Annotated in this window: 16 protein-coding genes; 8 read left to right on the forward strand and 8 right to left on the reverse strand. The window is 59.4% G+C overall.

Going from position 1 to position 16,846, the window contains the following annotated elements; all coding sequences use genetic code 11:
- Positions 1-87: 87 nt before the first annotated feature.
- From adh to NYR50_RS09575, 3 genes are all read right to left on the reverse strand, one after another.
- Positions 88-1,605, reverse strand: coding sequence for an aldehyde dehydrogenase (gene adh, locus NYR50_RS09565; RefSeq protein WP_010972152.1), 1,518 nt, complete (start codon positions 1,603-1,605; stop codon positions 88-90).
- A gap of 173 nt (positions 1,606-1,778) precedes the next feature.
- Positions 1,779-2,738 carry a helix-turn-helix domain-containing protein gene (locus NYR50_RS09570; RefSeq protein ID WP_121651067.1) on the reverse strand — a complete coding sequence of 320 codons (960 nt, stop codon included), beginning with the start codon at positions 2,736-2,738 and terminating at the stop codon, positions 1,779-1,781.
- A gap of 105 nt (positions 2,739-2,843) precedes the next feature.
- Positions 2,844-4,928, reverse strand: a complete 2,085-nt coding sequence (locus NYR50_RS09575; protein WP_174009137.1) for a putative bifunctional diguanylate cyclase/phosphodiesterase — start codon at positions 4,926-4,928, stop codon at positions 2,844-2,846.
- 303 nt (positions 4,929-5,231) lie between these two features.
- Between NYR50_RS09575 and NYR50_RS09580 the strand changes: the two genes are divergently transcribed.
- The 5 genes from NYR50_RS09580 (at position 5,232) to NYR50_RS09600 (ending at position 10,536) form a co-directional block, all read left to right on the forward strand.
- Positions 5,232-5,840, forward strand: a complete 609-nt coding sequence (locus NYR50_RS09580; RefSeq protein ID WP_006311165.1) for a 50S ribosomal protein L25/general stress protein Ctc — start codon at positions 5,232-5,234, stop codon at positions 5,838-5,840.
- Positions 5,841-6,140: 300 nt separating this feature from the next.
- On the forward strand, positions 6,141-8,528 hold the full coding sequence (locus tag NYR50_RS09585) for an EAL domain-containing protein (protein WP_418135759.1): 2,388 nt from the start codon (positions 6,141-6,143) through the stop codon (positions 8,526-8,528).
- 19 nt (positions 8,529-8,547) lie between these two features.
- The gene (locus NYR50_RS09590; RefSeq protein WP_174008954.1) at positions 8,548-9,261 is read left to right on the forward strand and encodes a substrate-binding periplasmic protein; all 714 of its coding nucleotides are present in this window, start codon (positions 8,548-8,550) and stop codon (positions 9,259-9,261) included.
- Between the two features lie 100 nt (positions 9,262-9,361).
- On the forward strand, positions 9,362-10,078 hold the full coding sequence (pth, locus tag NYR50_RS09595) for an aminoacyl-tRNA hydrolase (protein ID WP_418135760.1): 717 nt from the start codon (positions 9,362-9,364) through the stop codon (positions 10,076-10,078).
- A 5-nt stretch (positions 10,079-10,083) separates the two neighbouring features.
- A complete protein-coding gene (locus NYR50_RS09600) occupies positions 10,084-10,536 on the forward strand; it encodes a GNAT family N-acetyltransferase (RefSeq protein WP_418135761.1) in 453 nt (150 codons plus the stop codon).
- A 44-nt stretch (positions 10,537-10,580) separates the two neighbouring features.
- Here NYR50_RS09600 and clpS read toward each other — a convergent pair whose 3' ends face one another.
- On the reverse strand, positions 10,581-10,892 hold the full coding sequence (gene clpS, locus NYR50_RS09605) for an ATP-dependent Clp protease adapter ClpS (RefSeq protein ID WP_010972159.1): 312 nt from the start codon (positions 10,890-10,892) through the stop codon (positions 10,581-10,583).
- Positions 10,893-11,134: 242 nt separating this feature from the next.
- Between clpS and ychF the strand changes: the two genes are divergently transcribed.
- From ychF to NYR50_RS09620, 3 genes are all read left to right on the forward strand, one after another.
- Positions 11,135-12,238, forward strand: a complete 1,104-nt coding sequence (ychF, locus tag NYR50_RS09610; RefSeq protein ID WP_418135762.1) for a redox-regulated ATPase YchF — start codon at positions 11,135-11,137, stop codon at positions 12,236-12,238.
- A gap of 314 nt (positions 12,239-12,552) precedes the next feature.
- The gene (locus NYR50_RS09615; protein WP_080807654.1) at positions 12,553-13,026 is read left to right on the forward strand and encodes a MaoC family dehydratase; all 474 of its coding nucleotides are present in this window, start codon (positions 12,553-12,555) and stop codon (positions 13,024-13,026) included.
- Positions 13,023-13,490, forward strand: coding sequence for a MaoC family dehydratase (locus NYR50_RS09620; protein WP_418135763.1), 468 nt, complete (start codon positions 13,023-13,025; stop codon positions 13,488-13,490). Before NYR50_RS09615 ends, NYR50_RS09620 begins: the two co-directional genes overlap by 4 nt.
- Before the next feature lie 45 nt (positions 13,491-13,535).
- On the opposite strand, the gene NYR50_RS09625 is transcribed toward NYR50_RS09620, so the two are convergent.
- The 4 genes from NYR50_RS09625 to NYR50_RS09640 form a co-directional block, all read right to left on the reverse strand.
- Positions 13,536-14,078 carry an adenine phosphoribosyltransferase gene (locus NYR50_RS09625; protein ID WP_010972163.1) on the reverse strand — a complete coding sequence of 181 codons (543 nt, stop codon included), beginning with the start codon at positions 14,076-14,078 and terminating at the stop codon, positions 13,536-13,538.
- A 91-nt stretch (positions 14,079-14,169) separates the two neighbouring features.
- Positions 14,170-14,562 carry a GFA family protein gene (locus NYR50_RS09630; protein ID WP_418135764.1) on the reverse strand — a complete coding sequence of 131 codons (393 nt, stop codon included), beginning with the start codon at positions 14,560-14,562 and terminating at the stop codon, positions 14,170-14,172.
- Positions 14,563-14,641: 79 nt separating this feature from the next.
- Complete coding sequence (locus NYR50_RS09635; protein WP_418135765.1) at positions 14,642-15,526, reverse strand: cytochrome c1; 885 nt, start codon at positions 15,524-15,526, stop codon at positions 14,642-14,644.
- A 22-nt stretch (positions 15,527-15,548) separates the two neighbouring features.
- Entirely contained in the window at positions 15,549-16,832 is a 1,284-nt protein-coding gene (locus NYR50_RS09640; protein WP_174008960.1) for a cytochrome b, read from the reverse strand.
- Positions 16,833-16,846 lie beyond the last annotated feature (14 nt).

Below are 16,846 nucleotides of genomic sequence, written 5' to 3' on the forward strand. Positions count from 1 at the left end.
TCCGATCCGTGTTCCCAGGGGCCGAAGCCCCTGGGAACACGCCGGCGACCCGGCACCGTTGCCCATCGCCGGCTTCCGGGGAGGACCTCAGAAGAAACCGACCTTGTTCGGGCTGTAGGAAACCAGCAGGTTCTTGGTCTGCTGGTAATGATCGAGCATCATTTTGTGGGTCTCGCGACCGATGCCCGACTGCTTGTAACCACCAAAGGCAGCACCCGCCGGATAGACGTGATAGCAGTTCGTCCACACGCGGCCCGCCTCGATGCCGCGGCCGGCGCGGTAGGCGATATTGGTGTCGCGGCTCCAGACGCCCGCGCCCAGACCGTAAACCGTGTCATTGGCAATTTCGAGCGCTTCTTCCACCGTCTTGAAGGTGGTGACGGAAACGACAGGACCGAAGATTTCCTCCTGGAAAATCCGCATCTTGTTGTTGCCCTCGAAGACGGTCGGCTGGATGTAATAGCCGTCCTTCAGGTCGCCCGTCAGCGTCTTGCGATCGCCGCCGGTCAGAACCTTGGCGCCTTCTTTCTTACCGATCTCCAGATAGCTCATGATCTTGTCGAACTGTTCCTGCGAGGCCTGCGCGCCCAGCATGGTCGACGGGTTGAGCGGATCGTCCTGGCTGATGGCCTGAACGCGCTTGATCGCCTTTTCCATGAAGCGGTCATAGATTGATTCATGCACTAGAGCGCGCGAGGGGCAGGTGCAGACCTCACCCTGGTTCAGCGCAAAGAAGGCGAAACCTTCGAGCGCCTTGTCGAGGAAGGCATCGTCCTCGTTCATCACATCGGCAAAGAAGATGTTCGGCGACTTGCCGCCCAGCTCCAGCGAGATGTTGGTGACGTTGTCAGCCGCATAACGCATGATTTCCTTGCCGACCGAGGTGGAACCGGTAAACGCGATCTTGGCGATGCGATTGCTCTGCGCCAGCGGCTTGCCGGCTTCAAGGCCCGTGCCGTTGACGATGTTGAGGACGCCGGGCGGCAGAAGGTCTTCGATCAGTTCCATCACGATGAGAATGGAGGCAGGCGTCTGTTCCGCCGGCTTCAGCACCACGCAATTGCCGGCCGCAAGCGCAGGCGCCAGCTTCCACGCAGCCATCAGGATCGGGAAGTTCCACGGAATGATCTGGCCGACGACACCGAGCGGTTCATGGAAATGATAGGCAACCGTGTCGTTGTCGATTTCGCCGATCGTGCCTTCCTGAGCGCGGATGCAGCCTGCGAAATAACGGAAATGGTCGATCGTCAGCGGAATATCCGCATTGGTGGTTTCGCGCAGCGGCTTGCCATTATCCCAGGTTTCAGCCCGGGCGATGAGGTCGAGATTGTCTTCGATCCGCTGGGCGATCCTGAGCAGGATGTTGGAGCGTTCCGTGATGCTCGTCTTGCCCCATTTTTCGCGGGCCTTGTGGGCAGCATCGAGCGCGAACTCGATGTCGGATGCATCCGAACGCGGCACTTCGCAGATCTTGTGGCCGGTCACCGGTGAGAGATTGTCCATGTAGCGGCCGGACTTCGGCTCCACCCATTTGCCGCCGATGTAATTGCCGTATTTCAGCTTGAAGGGCGCTTCGCCCGCTTTCTGCTGAACCTGAATGTTCATGATTTCATCCTCCCTGATGAAAACGATCCTGAGCGGACCGCATGGGAGGAAGGTGGGCCTAGATGGCGCGGTTCGGTAGAGGGGCGGCGTGGTTCCGCAGCGCACATTGTCTCACATCTGCGACAAAGCCGCCGCGATCCGGCGTAATCGGCCGGATCGCACGCTTATGGGCCTTAGTGCACGTCGAATTTCTTCATCTTGCGGTGAAGCGTGGCGCGGCTGATACCGAGCAGAGAAGCGGCCTGCGTGACATTGCCGTTGGTGCGCGACAGGACACGGCGGAGCGCCGAGCGTTCCGCTTCCGCAAGGTCGGAGCCGCCGTCGTGGCGCTGTTCCTGAAGAATATCCGCCGCCGGCAGTCCCTGCTCGATCCTGGCATCATCGAGCTTCAACGCAAGGCGGGCGGCCCGCGTCGCGCCCAGCACGAGATCGTCCTGATCCACAGCCAGCAAGGAAAGCGCCGCGCCGAACCCGGTCGGCACAACGACAATGCGCGCGCCGGGAAAGGCGCGGCGGAAAAGATTGCCTTCGATGCGCTGCGCCGCGTCCTTCACCGCCTGGGTGACGAAGGAGAAGGTCATCTCGTTGATATCGTCGCGGCAGGTGGAAATATCGAGCGCGCCCGTCACCCGGCCCGTATGGTCGCGGATGGGCGCCGTCGTGCAGCAGAGTTCGGTGTTCGACGTGAAGAAATGCTGGTCGCGATAGACCACCACCGAGCGCTCATCCACCAGTGCCGTGCCGATGCCGTTGGTGCCCACGCTCTCTTCGCTCCAGACGGCCCCGTTCCAGAGGCCGAGCGCCCGGAAATCGCGGTCATCACCGGAAGCACCACGTCGCTCCAGGGCAACGCCCTGCGCGTCGGTCAGAAGCAGGCAGCAGCCGGATTTGCCGACGCTGTGAAAAATGCGGTCCAGCTCATCCGTGCTCTCGGCGATCAGGCCGGCGGCACTTTCGCGAGCGCGGCGAAATTCAACCTCGCTGAGGAAGATCGGCTTACGGTTTTCCTCCGGCGCAAGACGGTGCTTGACCATGCAGCGCCGCCATGAGGCGATAATCGGAGAACTTGCGGCGGCGGAACGATGGCGTGCTGTTTCATACACGCGTTCCGCATGGGCGATGTCTGTCGGCATACGCTCCTCCCAAAGCTTTTGTGCGATGGTGCGCTGGAAGCGTGCATGTTTCAACAAAAAACTTCGCGACCGGCCCTGCCGGGAGAAACCGCTGGCTGTGCCGGACTAACGAACTGCCTTGATATAACGCCGGTCGGAGGCCTCTTCCGTTTCATCCTCCGCCGAGAGGAACGTGTCGTCCACGAGATTGGCGATGGAGGTCAGCGGACCGGGCTTGCCGAAAAAGAAGCCCTGCACCTGCAGGCAGCCTTCGCGCCGCAGGAATTCAATATGGGCCTTCGTCTCCACTCCCTCTGCAAGCACCGGAATATTCAGGCTGTGCGCCAGAATGAGCGTCGAGCGAACGATCGCCTCCGACTGCACATTGGTGGACAGGCCATCGATGAAGGCGCGGTCGATCTTGATCTTGTCGAAGGGGAAGCTCTGCAGGGTCGAAAGCGAGGAATAACCCGTACCGTAATCGTCCATGGCGATCTTGACGCCGAGCGACTTGAGCTTGCGGATGGTGACGAGCGCATGGCGATGATCGGCGATGATGCTGCCTTCGGTAATTTCGAGCTCGAGCCTTTCCGGCGCAAGTCCCGTCTCGGCAAGAATTCTCTCCACCTTGTCGGGGAAATCATTATCCGCAAGCTGCTGCGGCGCGACGTTGACGGCAATGGCGAGTGACTTTTTCCACCGCGCTGCCTGCGAGCATGCTTCTCTCAGAACCCATTCGCCCAGTTCGACGATGAAGCCGGTCTGTTCGGCAATCGGAATGAATTCGACGGGCGAGACCATGCCGCGTTCGGGATGTTTCCAGCGCAGAAGCGCCTCGAAGCCGACAATGCTGCCGCTTTTGGTGTCGTTCTGCTGCTGGTAATAAAGCTCGAACTCGTTATTGGCGAGGCCGCTGCGCATGGCGATGGCAAGCGCATTGCGCGCGCGCGCGGCCTCGTCCATGGATTTGTCATAAAAGCAGATCGTGTCAGACGTCCCGCTTTTCGCCCGGTACATGGCAACATCGGCCTGCGCCATCAGGGTATCGGCATCGATGGAGCCGGTGTTGCGGACCGATATGCCGACACTTGCGCCGACCGAAAATGTCTGGCCGTTCCATTCGACCGGCTTGCTGATCTGCTCGATCAGTCGCTGCGCAAATTCTGCACCATCGGCCCGGGTGTAATAGGAATGGGTCATCGCCACGAATTCATCGCCGCCCATGCGCGCCAGGAATTCACCGGCCTTCAGCACGGAACTCGCCCGATCGGCGATGGCGCGCAGCACGGCGTCACCGGCCGCGTGGCCATGCACGTCGTTGATTTCCTTGAAACGGTCGAGATCGATCGACAGAAGCGCGGTATGCGCCCCCATGGAGACATGGCGCGTGCGGCGGTTGAGATGTTCGATGAATGCCGCACGGTTAGGAATACCCGTCAGCGGATCATGCAACGAAAGATGGCGATAGCGGGCAACAGCCTGCTGGGTGGACTGGGCATCGATGACATAGGTGGAAAGTCCGAGCGCGAGAAGCAGCAGCGTCACGGCGATTGCGCCTCCGCCCATGATGGCCGGCGGCAGCAGATTTTCCGGAATGACGATGCGCGGATCAAAGGCGAAGGACATGGACGCCATGCCGGTATAGTGCATCGAGGCAATGGCGAGGATGAGAAATGTTACCCCACCATATTGGCAGAAGCGGTTGAGGGGCCGGGCAATGCGATTGACTGCAAGCGCGCCAAGCACCGCCCCAAGCAACAGCGACGCGATGACATAGGCCTGATCCCAGAAGATCATGCCCTGAACATTATAGGCCGCCATGCCGGTATAATGCATGGCCGCAATACCAAGACCGAGGATGATCCCGCCGGCTTCCACCAGCACGCTGCGGCCGCCATAGGCGGAAATGCCGAAACCGGCGGTCGTGGTCGTAATGGCGATAAGAAGCGAAAGCCCGGTCAGATAGGGATCATAACCCACGTCACCCGCCGCGACATAACCCAACATCGCCACGAAATGGGTGGTCCATATCGCAGCACCACCATTCACGCCCGCAAGAAACAACCAGTTGACCTTCTGCAACCCCGTCGCCAGACGCGCTTTCGAAAAAAGACGCATCGTGACGAAGCTTCCTAGCATGCAAACGACAACCGCCGCGGCGGTATATCGATAGTCGTGATCGATGGTGAGGCACTGGAGAACTTTGAGCATGGTCATCTACGCAATTGGAATTCTGCGTAGCCTTATCATTCGCCAAGTTTTCACCCGGTTTATGCGCATGGATAAGCATATATTAAAAGTTGCAACAAACGAGTGAATTAGTATTTCCTAATAAAATTACAAAGCGGCAACCGGGAAAACAGGGCCACTCTTGTCTTTGGCCTCCTTTTGTATTATAGCGCCCGCACCCGTGTAGACACCCTTGGAGGCAACGCGGGTGGGATGGCGCCTGGCGCCTCCCCAGTTCAGTGCCCGCGGGCATGAACTCTCCATATAACCTCGAAAGGAATTGCCATGAGCAAAGAATCGTATGAGCTCAAGGCCGAGGCGCGCGAACGAGTTGGTAAGGGGTCCTCTCGTGAACTTCGCCGCAACGGTTTGATTCCCGCTGTCATCTATGGTGACAAGCAGGCCCCCATTTCCATCGCCCTGTCGACCAACGAAGTCACCAAGCGTATCCACGCCGGCGGTTTCATGACGACGGTCGGGACGATCGACGTCGACGGCAAGAAGATCAAGGTTCTCCCGAAGGATTACCAGCTTGATCCGGTCCGCGACTTCACCATGCATGTCGACTTCCTGCGCGTTTCGGGCAACACGCTCGTCAACGTCGAAATTCCGGTTCACTTCGAAAACGAAGAAAAGTCGGACATCAAGATCGGCGGCGTTCTGAACATCGTTCGCCACACGGTGGAATTCCACTGCCCGGCCAACGACATTCCGGAAGCCATCACGGTTGACCTCTCCGGCCTGAAGATCGGCGACAGCGTTCACATCTCGAACGTCAAGCTGCCGAAGAACATCACGCCCGTCATCGCCGACCGCGACTTCACGATCGCAACGATCGTTGCTCCGGCAGCAGGCGTTGAAGAAGAAACGACCGAAGAAGCTTCCGAGGAATAATCGGCGGCCGCAAGGCCTGACAGCTTCGAAGAATGAGGCCCGTTCCGTTTTCGGAACGGGCTTTTTAGTTTTTATGAACTTTAAAACCAGAAAGCTTGGTCTCCGCAGCTGAGACGGGAAGCGTTTCAGTGTCGATTAACACTTCCATGAAACGATACCCTTGCGCTGTCGTGGAAACATCGGACGGTCTGGGAAATTGCACGAGGGAACGCGGACTTTGCCGAAAACCCCTCGCAAACCCTTCCGGATGGGCAAAACGCAGCGCAGCAAGTCTGGGGCAAAGGGTAGCTGCAATTTAACATGGCTCATTCCGTCGAAAGCCGCTTTATCGCGATTGTTTCCGGCGCACTTCTTACAGTGGTCGCACCGCTTTTCACGCTTTTGCTGACGCTTTCCTATAACGAGGCAATCCGCAGCCAGCGCAACCATATCGAAATTCTGCTGTCGACGAATACGCAGGCACTGGCCCGCCCCCTGTGGGACCTTGATGACGACACCATAAACCAGATTACCGGAACCCTTGTTTCCGATCCCATGATCCGCATGGTCGAGGTCAAGGATACATCCGGCCAGCTCGATGTCGTTCAGACTGCGGGCAGCGATATCATTCAGGATGCCGCCTCGACGACACGCGAGGTGATCTACAAGACCACGAAGGGCCCCGTCACCGTCGGACAGCTGACGGTCTATTACGATGATGTCGGCCTTCTGACCTCGCTCAGCCGGACCGAACTGGCCTTTATCACGATTTTCATCCTCGCCGTCCTCACCATCGTTCTTGCCGCCATCGTCGGCAACCGCTTCATGGTCATCCGCCCACTGATGCGACTGGCCGCGGCGATCGAGGCAACACGACGCCTCGGCTCGCGCCACCATGTCGACTGGCGCTCAAAGGATGAAATCGGCCGGCTGGCAAAAAGCTTCAACGAAATGCAGACCCAGCTCGAAAAGGAAGAGCTGGAGATCAAGAATGCCCACGAACGCAAGACGGAGATTTACAACCGTACACCCGCCATGCTGTTTTCGCTCGACAGGCACGACCGGATTGCCGCCGTCAGCGACTATTGGGTGAAGGCGACCGGTTACGACCGCACCAGAATACTCGGCCTCAACTTCGCCGATCTCATCCACCCCGACGACAGGTCCCTGTTCCAGCAGCGCAAGACGGCGCACCCCTCGCCCGACGCTTCGCATACCGGCATCACCGTGCGTTTCCATTGCATGGATGGCGGCGTCATGGACGCGCTCATCCTCGAAAAGCCCCTCGATTCCGGCGATACCACGCAGCAAAGCACATGCCTCTGCGTCATGACCGATGTGACCGAACTGAGCCAGTCGGAAAAACGCAACCGTCAGCAGGCCATTTGCGACCACCTGACCGGCCTCTTCAACCGTCAGGGCTTCGAAGCCATCCTTGATCTGCAGATCCGCGATGCGGACCGGAACGGCAGCGAACTGGCGTGCCTGTTCATCGACCTCGACCGTTTCAAGGCCATCAACGACAATCTCGGCCATGCGGCGGGTGACGCCGTTCTCAAGCAATTCACAATGAAACTCGAACCCTTGCTCACGCCGCTCGACAGCGCGTCGCGGCTCGGCGGCGACGAGTTCGCCATTCTGCTGGCCGGCGACAAGGTGGAAGAGCGCGCCCTGGAATTCTGCGAGCGTGTCTGCGCCATGCTGGACATGCCGTTCGAGATCGAAAACAACAGCATCCGCCTCAGCGCCAGCATCGGCATGGCGGTCTATCCTCTGCACGCCTCCAGCGCATCCGAACTTTTGCAGAATGCCGACATGGCAATGTACACCCGCAAGAGAACCGGTAAAAATGGTTCGCAGGTCTTCGACAGCTCGATCATGGATCGCGCGCGCGAACATGCGGAGCTGGAGCGGGATATTGCACAGGCGCTTTCCGAGGACTGGTTCGAAGCCTATTTCCAGCCCATTCAAGACCTCGCAACCGGCCAGACGGCGGGTTTCGAAGCGCTGCTGCGTCTCAACCATCCCGACAAGGGATTGCTTTCCCCGGCCGCGATCATCAGCCTTGCCGAAGAAAACGGCACCATTCAACGCATCGGCAATCTCATTCTCGATCAGTCGATCGCCAATCTCGCCAGGCTGTCGCGCCTGCCGGGCATGGAGCAGACCTATGTGGCAGTCAATTTTTCGCCGCTGCAATTCGAACCTGGACTACCGACACGCATCGCCGGTGTGCTGCATCGGCACGGTATTGTCCCCGCACGTCTGGTCATTGAGATCACCGAAGCCGTGATCATGAAGGACGATCCGCAAATCCGGGCGATCCTCAACGCCATTCACCAGCTGGGCTGCCGCATCGCGCTGGATGATTTCGGCACGGGTTATTCCTCGCTCAGCTATCTCAGCCGTTTTCCGGTCGATATCGTCAAGATCGACCAGTCCTTCACCCGCTCCATCTGCGACGACACCATGGACATCAGGCAGCGGAGCCGCATGCTTGTCGAAGGCATCGCCGCCATCTCGCATAAGATGAACTGCACCGTTATTGCCGAGGGTGTGGAGACGGAAGAGCAGAAGGAGCTTCTGACCGATATGGGCGCAGATTTCGGGCAGGGTTATTACTTTGCGCGCCCGCAGCCGGTCCAAAGGCTGATCGCTACATACGATGCGGCGTCCGGACAAAGCCGCGTTGCGGCACGGCAAGCGTGAAGGATCGGGGGAGAGCACTATGGGATTGATCCGCTTTTGTCTGCTCTTTCTTGCTCTCGCCACACCAGTCAACGCGGCCAAGCTCTTCCTGACGACCGAGGTCTATCCGCCCTATAATCTGCAGGCCAGCGACGGCAGCGTGCACGGCGTCTATTTCGACCAGCTCAAGATCGTGCTTCAGGACACCGATACGGATTACGACGTCGCCGTCATGCCCTGGGCGCGGGCCATTGCACTCGCCACAACGCAGGCCATGCACTGCGTCTTCGCCACGGCGAGAACGCCAGAGCGGGAGCCGCTCTTCAAATGGGTTGCCCCAATCCACACCGACCGCAACATTCTCGTGGCCCGCCGCGAGGCGAATATCGAGGCTTCCAGCCTCGAGGACGCCAGAAGATACCGCGTGGGAACCCAGCGGGGCGACTATACCGAAGCACTGTTGGAAAAACTCGGTTTCCCGCAGGTGGATGTCGGCGCGGATTTCGAGATCACGCTCAACAAGCTGAAGCTCGGCCGCATCGACCTCATGCCCATGTCGGAAAGCACCCTCAAGAGCCTGCCTGCGAACAGTTTCAAAGAGGTGATAACGCTGAGCCGGCAACAGCTCGGCCTCGCCTGCAACAAAACCGTTCCTGACGAGATCATCGCAAAATTGCAGGCCCGGCTGGATAGGCTGATCGCCGATGGAACGCAGCAGCAGATATTCGATCGTTACAGTCTGGTCAGCCCCTGACCAATCGGCCGATCGCCCCGCAAACCCATAAAAAGATTGACATCAGGCACTTTTCGGGGTGGTGACAACAGCATCATCAGGCAAAACGCGGACATGCCCCATGAAGATCATCGCAGGACTTGGTAATCCCGGCGCACAATATGCGGGAAACCGTCACAATATCGGCTTCATGGCCGTGGATGCGCTGCAGCGCCTGCCCTCCTTTGCGCCCTGGTCGAAGAAGTTCAAGGCGGAGATTTCCGAAGGTGAGATCGGCGGCGAGAAGATTCTGCTGATGAAACCGCTCACCTATATGAACCTGTCAGGCGAATCCGTCGGAGAGGCCATGCGTTTCTTCAAACTGACGCCGGCCGACATCATCGCCATCCATGACGAACTCGATTTGCTGGCCGGTCGCACGCGCATCAAGATCGGCGGCGGCCACGGCGGTCATAACGGCCTTAAATCGCTGGACGCCCATTGCGGCAAGGAATACCGCCGCCTGCGCCTCGGCATCGGCCATCCCGGCGACAAGGAGCGGGTGCACGGCCATGTGCTCGGCGATTTCGCCAAGTCGGACCGCGTCTGGCTTGATCCGCTTCTGGACGCCATTGCCGACAACGCCGCCATGCTGGTGAAGGGTGAGGATTCGCAGCTGATGAACAAGCTGGCGCTGGCGACGGGCAGCAAACCGGAAGCGGAAAAACCGGTAAAGGCGGCCAAGCCGGCCGCGCAGTCCCACATCCACCAGGCGCGCAACAGCGCCCAGCCGAAAAAGCTGCCGGAAACCGGGCCAATGGCCGAGATGCTGAAGCGAATGTTCGGCAAGAAGGACTAGCACGCATGTCTTCCGACACCATCGCCCTGCGTGCGGCCGGCCCCGGCGATCTGCCCGGTTTGCTCGAACTCTACCAGGCACTCAATCCATCAGACCCGGAATTGACGACGCAGGAAGCAGGTGCGGTTTTCGCAGCCATGCTCGCGCAACCCGGCCTGACAGTATTTGTGGCGACAGAGAACGGCAAACCCGTCGCGACTGCCACGCTTCTGATCGTTCCGAACCTGACCCGCGCCGCCCGCCCCTATGCCTTCATTGAAAACGTGGTGACACTGGAGGCGCGCCGCGGTCGGGGATATGGCCGCACGGTGGTGCGCCACGCCATTGAGACAGCCTTCGGCGCGAACTGCTACAAGGTGATGCTCCTGACAGGCCGCCACGACCCGGCGGTTCATGCCTTCTACGAAAGCTGCGGCTTCGTGCAGAACAAGACAGGTTTCCAGATCCGGCAGGATTAGGGGCAACGTGTCGGCTGCACGGCACCCCAACACGCCATACCCCCTCACTCCTCCGGCTCGGTCGTGAACATCAGCGGGAAGCCCGCCTCCTTGCCGAGATCGGTCGCCTCCTTGGCCTTGGTCTCGGCAATATCGCGCTCGCAGACAACCACCACCGCGCTGCCGAAGCGATGCGCCGTCATCATTACCCGGCGTCCGGTATCCTCGCTCATGCGAAAGACGGCCTTCAACACCACCGTGACAAATTCGCGCGGCGTATAGTCGTCATTCAGCAGCATGACCTTGTAGAGCTTCGGCCGCTCCAGCTTCGGTTTGACTTTCGGTTTCGGTTTGAGATCGACAGGACTGTCACTCATGATTGTCGCTCGTCATGGTGGTTCATCATCGTGGTTCGGGGGAAAATCCCGCTGGATGGCGAAAGATCGCGCCTTGAACCCGCTTATACTGCACCGCAACCGCGCTATCGGCAAGCCTGCCCGGAAATCCGCACCTTTCGCAGGGCTTTGCCGGCACAAATCGGCTCGCGGGCTTGACCTTGCCCTGCCCATTCCGCAAAAGGCTCCTCAACGAATTCTTTCAAACGGACAGGTTTCAAGCCATGGGCTTCAAATGCGGTATCGTTGGATTGCCAAATGTCGGCAAGTCCACCCTCTTTAACGCGCTCACGAAAACGGCCGCCGCACAGGCCGCCAACTATCCCTTCTGCACCATCGAGCCGAATACCGGCGAAGTTGCCGTGCCGGACCCGCGCATGCAGCAGCTTGCGGCCATCGCCGGTTCGAAGGAAATCATTCCGACCCGCATCTCCTTCGTGGACATTGCCGGCCTGGTGCGCGGCGCGTCGAAGGGTGAAGGCCTTGGCAACAAGTTCCTCGCCAATATCCGCGAGGTCGATGCCGTCGTACACGTTCTGCGCTGCTTCGAAGACGACGATATCACCCACGTCGAAGGCCGCATCAACCCGGTTGGCGATGCCGAAACGATCGAGACCGAGCTGATGCTCGCCGACCTCGAAAGCCTGGAACGCCGTGTCGAGCAGACGCGCAAGCGTGCCACCAGCAAGGACAAGGAATCCCTGGCTCAACTGCCGGTCATGGAAGCCGTCATCACGCTGCTCAACGACGGAAAGCCGGCACGCCTGCTGTTGAAGACGCTGCCGGTTGAGGAAATCGAAATCCTCAAGGGCCTCAATCTCCTGACGTCGCACCCGGTGCTGTATGTCTGCAACGTCTCGGAAGCCGACGCATCGTCCGGCAACGAGCACACCGCAGCCGTCGCGGCGATGGCAAAGGAACAGGGTGCTGAATGCGTGATCATCTCGGCGGCGATCGAGGCTGAAGTTGCACAGCTTCCGGCCGATGAGGCCGAGGAATTCCTCTCGGCCCTCGGCCTTAACGAAGCTGGTCTCGACCGGCTGATCCGTGCCGGTTATCACCTGCTCGACCTCATCACCTATTTCACCGTCGGCCCGAAAGAAACGCGCGCCTGGACGATCGTGCGCGGCACCAAGGCACCGGCCGCCGCCGGCGTCATCCACACCGATTTCGAACGCGGCTTCATCCGCGCCTTCACCATCGGCTTTGACGACTACATCGCCTATAAGGGCGAAGTCGGCGCCAAGGAAGCGGGCAAGGGACGCGACGAAGGCAAGGAATATGTCGTTCAGGACGGCGACGTCATCCACTTCCGCTTTAACACCTGATCCGGCCCGACGGGCGACGGATCGTCGTTGTGACGGGCCAAGGGCGCAGACGTTGCCGCTTGTTTCTTCTCCCCGCCGGGGAGAAGGTGGCCCGAAGGGTCGGATGAGGGGGCAACGTTGCCGTATCTCACTACCCTTGCCCCCTCATCCCGCTGCCGCGACCTTCTCCCCGGCGGGGATAAGAAGCAAGCGGCGCTCGCCCGCTCCAACAAGCTACCTCTTCATAGAACAATCACAGCTGCAATTTGACCTTTACGTAAAAGGAAAAATCCTCTTAGATGCACACAACACTGACTGTGCGAAGGGAGGGAACCATGGCGCCGGTCGCGACATACACCTATGAGGATTTTGCCGTCGGGCGGGAATTTCCCCTTGGACCACAATCAATTTCCGCAGCGCAGATCATCGAATTTGCCAGCGAGTTCGACCCCCAGCCCATGCATCTGTCGGAAGAGGCTGGCCGCCGGAGCATTCTTGGCGGGCTGGCGGCTTCCGGCTGGCACACCTGCAGCCTGCTGATGCGGATGATGGCAGACAGCTACATCTCCAACTCCACCTCGCAGGGCAGCCCCGGCATCGATTATGTCGACTGGAAAAAGCCGGTTCTGGCCGGAGACACGCTTTCGGGAAAATCCATCGTGCTGGAACAGCGCCCTTCCGCATCTCGGCCCGGCATCGGCCTCGTGAAATTGCGCCACGAGCTTTATAACCAGCGCGGCATTCTGGTCTCACAGGGAGAAAACACCGTCATGTTCCTGATGCGTGGCGACGGAGGCGTTGCGGCATGAAACTGGCAGAACTTTCCCCGATCGGCGAACGCGTCACCCTCGATACGCTGCATTTTTCCGCCGAAGACATTATTCGCTTCGCGCGCGATTTCGACCCGCAGCCCTTTCATCTTGATGCCGAGGCGGCCAGGAACAGCGTGTTCGGTGGCCTCTGCGCCTCCGGCTGGCACACTGGCGCAGGCTGGATGAAATCCTTCCTCTCCCATTGGGCAAAGGAAGTGAAGCGGTTGAAGCTACAGGGGCTCGAACCGCCGAAACTCGGCCCCTCCCCGGGCTTCCGTGAACTCAAATGGAAAAAGCCGGTTTTTGCCGGGGACGACGTGACCTATTTCGTCACCCTGCTTGATGCCCGCCCGCTGGAATCGAGACCCGGCATCTGGCTGAACACCACCTTCAACGAGGGCGTCAACCAGTCGGGAGAAACGGTACTGACCTTCCAGAGTGGAGTACTGGAATTCGACTAAAGCGAGCCCCGGGGCAAACCATCGCGACTTGCCCCGGCTACCGCCTCAATGGCCGGAAAACTCCACCAGCGTGCGTACGTCGACGCCGAGATCTTCCAACTTCTTACGGCCACCGAGATCAGGCAGGTCGATGACGAAGCAGGCGGAGACGATCTCCGCACCCATCTGTCGCAAGAGCTTCACCGCACCTTCGGCGGTGCCGCCGGTGGCGATCAGATCATCGACAAGAATGACCTTCTCGCCCGGTTGTACGGCATCCACATGCATCTCCATTTCGTCCACGCCATATTCCAGGCTGTAGGCGACCCGCACGGTGGTGTGCGGCAGCTTGCCCTTCTTGCGGATCGGCACAAAACCGGCCGACAGCTGATGCGCCACCGCCCCGCCCAGAATGAAGCCGCGGGCTTCCATGCCGGCGATCTTGTCGATCTTTGTTCCCGCATAGGGCTGCACGAGTTCATCGACGGCGCGGCGAAAAGCACGCGGGTTGCCGAGCAGCGTCGTGATGTCCCGGAAGATGATACCCGGCTTCGGATAGTCGGGAATGGAACGGATGGCAGCGGAAAGCTCCGAAGCGATAACGGTCATGGTATTTCCAGTTAAAATGGGAAATGGATCAGGAAGTTCGGGCCACCCTATCAATTTGACGGCCGCGGACCAACTAAAAAGGCAACGGTGCTCATTCCGCCGCCGACATTCCCTCGATCCGCGCCCAGACCGGGCAGACATCCTCGAACGAATGCGACAAGGGCCGCAGTGCCTCATCGCCCCTGTCGTCAAAACTTCCCGAGACCAGAGCAACGGTGGGTGCATCGTCAATGGCGCCGAGCGTGCTGCCACAGATCGCGCAGAAAGCCCGGCTGGAATAATCGGAGGACCGGAAAACCGAAGGCACACCGCCCTCTCCAGTCCAGCTTACTGCTTCGCTGGATAATTCTACCCAGGCGAGGCTGGAGGCGCCGGAATGCCGCTGGCAGATGTCGCAGGAGCAACTGTGCGGATTGCCGGGCTCGCACTTCGCTTCAAAACGGATGGAGCCACACAGGCAACCGCCGCTACGGATTTGCGTCATCCTCATCCTCCCCTTAGCCCATGAAAAAGCCCCCCCGGAAGGCCGCGGAGGCTGATGATTTCAGGCATCAAGATGATGCTCAATGTTCCTTGTTGGCGTAGACCGATTTCTTGGTGAGATAGATCAGTGCCGTGAAGATGAACAGGAAGACCATGACCATGAAGCCGGTGCGCTTGCGCGCTTCCAGATGCGGTTCAGCAGCCCACATCAGGAACGCGGAGACGTCCTTGGAATATTGGTCCAACGTCTGCGGCGTACCGTCATCGTAAGTCACCTGATCGGCGCTGATGGGCGGCGCCATCTTCAGTGCCGCAGCGCTGACGAAGTACGGATTGAAATGCGTACCTTCCGATATCTCAACACCGGCCGGTGGTTCCTGATAGCCGGTCAGCAGCGCATGGATATAATCCGGGCCGCCTTCCTGATAACCGCCCACGATCGGGATCATATCGATAATGAACTGCGGGAAACCACGCTCCACGCCGCGCGCCTTGGCAAGCAGCGACATGTCAGGCGGTGCAGCACCACCATTGGCGGCAGCCGCCGCTTCGTGGTTCGGGAATGGCGAGGGGAAATGGTCGGAAGGCACCGCCTTGCGATTATACATTTCACCGTCGGCATTCGGGCCGTCCTGCACTTCGTATTCGGCGGCAAAGGCCTTCACCTGCTCGTCCGAATAACCGAGATCCCCCAGCGTGCGGAAAGAAACGAGGCTCATCGAATGGCAGGCGGAGCAGACTTCCTTATAGACCTTCAGGCCGCGCTGCAGCTGGCCCTTATCATATTTACCGAAGGGACCGGCAAAGGACCAGCTCTGCTCCTCGGGCTTGATGATCGGGAAGTGACCGCCGGCAATCGCATGTTCCGCCTTGGTGGCGAGATCATGGCTTTCCTCCGCCGCGAAGGCGGCGGCGGAACAGCTAATGGCGGCGAAAAGCGCGATGCTCGTGAATAGCGTCTTCATTGTCGTCATCCTTCCTTCGCGCTCAGATCTGGGCGGCCGCTGGCGCGGCACCCGTCTTGGCAGCCTTCTTTTCAAGAACGGCCTCGGTAATCGAATTCGGAATACGCCGGGGCGTTTCGACCAGACCGAGGATCGGCATGATGACGAGGAAGAAACCGAAATAGTAGAGCGTGCCGATCTGCGACATGACGACATAAAGTCCTTCCGCAGGGCGCGAACCCAGCCAGCCGAGCAGGATGGCGTTGACCACGAACAGCCAGAAGAACATCTTGTACCAGGGACGATAGACGGCGGAGCGAACCTTCGACGTATCGAGCCAGGGCAGGAAGAACAGCACGATGATCGCGCCGAACATCACGAGAACGCCACCGAGCTTGGAATCGATCGGCCCGACATTGAAGGTAATGGCGCGCAGCATCGCGTAGAACGGCAGATAATACCACTCAGGCACGATATGGGCCGGTGTCTTCAGCGGATCCGCCATGATGTAGTTATCAGGGTGGCCGAGGAAGTTCGGCATGTAGAAGATGAACCAGGCATAGGCGATCAGGAACACCGAAACGCCAAGCGCATCCTTCAGCGTCGCATAGGGCGTGAAGGGCACCGTATCGGTCTTGCTCTTCACTTCCACACCGGTCGGGTTGGTCTGGCCGGTCACATGCAGCGCCCAGATGTGCAGGATGACGACACCGGCAATCATGAAGGGCAGCAGGTAGTGAAGGGCGAAGAAGCGGTTGAGCGTCGGATTGTCCACCGCAAAGCCGCCGAGCAGGAACTGCTGGATCCATTCACCAATGAGCGGGAAAGCCGTGAAGAAGCCGGTGATGACGGTCGCACCCCAGAAGGACATCTGGCCCCAGGGAAGCACGTAGCCCATGAAGCCCGTCGCCATCATCAGAAGATAGATCACGCAGCCGAGAATCCAGAGGATTTCGCGTGGCGCCTTGTAGGAGCCGTAATAGAGACCACGGGCAATGTGGAGGTAAACCGCGATAAAGAAGAACGACGCGCCGTTGGCATGCATGTAGCGCAGCAGCCAGCCATGGTTGACGTCACGCATGATCTTTTCGACGGAATTGAAGGCGACCGTCGTTTCGGCCGCATAGTGCATGGCCAGCACGACGCCGGTGAGGATCTGCACGATCAGCATGACGGCAAGCATCGCACCGAAAGTGTAGGCATAGTTCAGGTTACGCGGGACAGGATAGGCAACGAAGCTGTCATAGATCATGCGCGGCAAGGGAAGCCGCGAATCGATCCACCTTTCGATGCCGGTGGACGGCTGATAACTGGAATGGCCACTCATGAATATCTGTCCCC

The sequence above is a fragment of the Agrobacterium sp. El2ro-1b genome (assembly GCF_048298475.1).
Classification (GTDB): Bacteria; Pseudomonadota; Alphaproteobacteria; order Rhizobiales; family Rhizobiaceae; genus Agrobacterium; species Agrobacterium fabrum.

Excerpts from the sequence above, each read along its gene's own strand:
- NYR50_RS09590 (WP_174008954.1), top strand. The coding sequence starts at position 8,548 with ATGGGATTGATCCGCTTTTGTCTGCTCTTTCTTGCTCTCGCCACACCA.
- NYR50_RS09600 (WP_418135761.1), top strand. The coding sequence starts at position 10,084 with ATGTCTTCCGACACCATCGCCCTGCGTGCGGCCGGCCCCGGCGATCTG.
- adh (WP_010972152.1), bottom strand. The coding sequence starts at position 1,605 with ATGAACATTCAGGTTCAGCAGAAAGCGGGCGAAGCGCCCTTCAAGCTG.
- NYR50_RS09570 (WP_121651067.1), bottom strand. The coding sequence starts at position 2,738 with ATGCCGACAGACATCGCCCATGCGGAACGCGTGTATGAAACAGCACGC.
- NYR50_RS09575 (WP_174009137.1), bottom strand. The coding sequence starts at position 4,928 with ATGCTCAAAGTTCTCCAGTGCCTCACCATCGATCACGACTATCGATAT.
- NYR50_RS09580 (WP_006311165.1), top strand. The coding sequence starts at position 5,232 with ATGAGCAAAGAATCGTATGAGCTCAAGGCCGAGGCGCGCGAACGAGTT.
- NYR50_RS09635 (WP_418135765.1), bottom strand. The coding sequence starts at position 15,526 with ATGAAGACGCTATTCACGAGCATCGCGCTTTTCGCCGCCATTAGCTGT.
- ychF (WP_418135762.1), top strand. The coding sequence starts at position 11,135 with ATGGGCTTCAAATGCGGTATCGTTGGATTGCCAAATGTCGGCAAGTCC.
- clpS (WP_010972159.1), bottom strand. The coding sequence starts at position 10,892 with ATGAGTGACAGTCCTGTCGATCTCAAACCGAAACCGAAAGTCAAACCG.
- NYR50_RS09630 (WP_418135764.1), bottom strand. The coding sequence starts at position 14,562 with ATGACGCAAATCCGTAGCGGCGGTTGCCTGTGTGGCTCCATCCGTTTT.
- pth (WP_418135760.1), top strand. The coding sequence starts at position 9,362 with ATGAAGATCATCGCAGGACTTGGTAATCCCGGCGCACAATATGCGGGA.
- NYR50_RS09585 (WP_418135759.1), top strand. The coding sequence starts at position 6,141 with ATGGCTCATTCCGTCGAAAGCCGCTTTATCGCGATTGTTTCCGGCGCA.
- NYR50_RS09640 (WP_174008960.1), bottom strand. The coding sequence starts at position 16,832 with ATGAGTGGCCATTCCAGTTATCAGCCGTCCACCGGCATCGAAAGGTGG.
- NYR50_RS09625 (WP_010972163.1), bottom strand. The coding sequence starts at position 14,078 with ATGACCGTTATCGCTTCGGAGCTTTCCGCTGCCATCCGTTCCATTCCC.
- NYR50_RS09615 (WP_080807654.1), top strand. The coding sequence starts at position 12,553 with ATGGCGCCGGTCGCGACATACACCTATGAGGATTTTGCCGTCGGGCGG.
- NYR50_RS09620 (WP_418135763.1), top strand. The coding sequence starts at position 13,023 with ATGAAACTGGCAGAACTTTCCCCGATCGGCGAACGCGTCACCCTCGAT.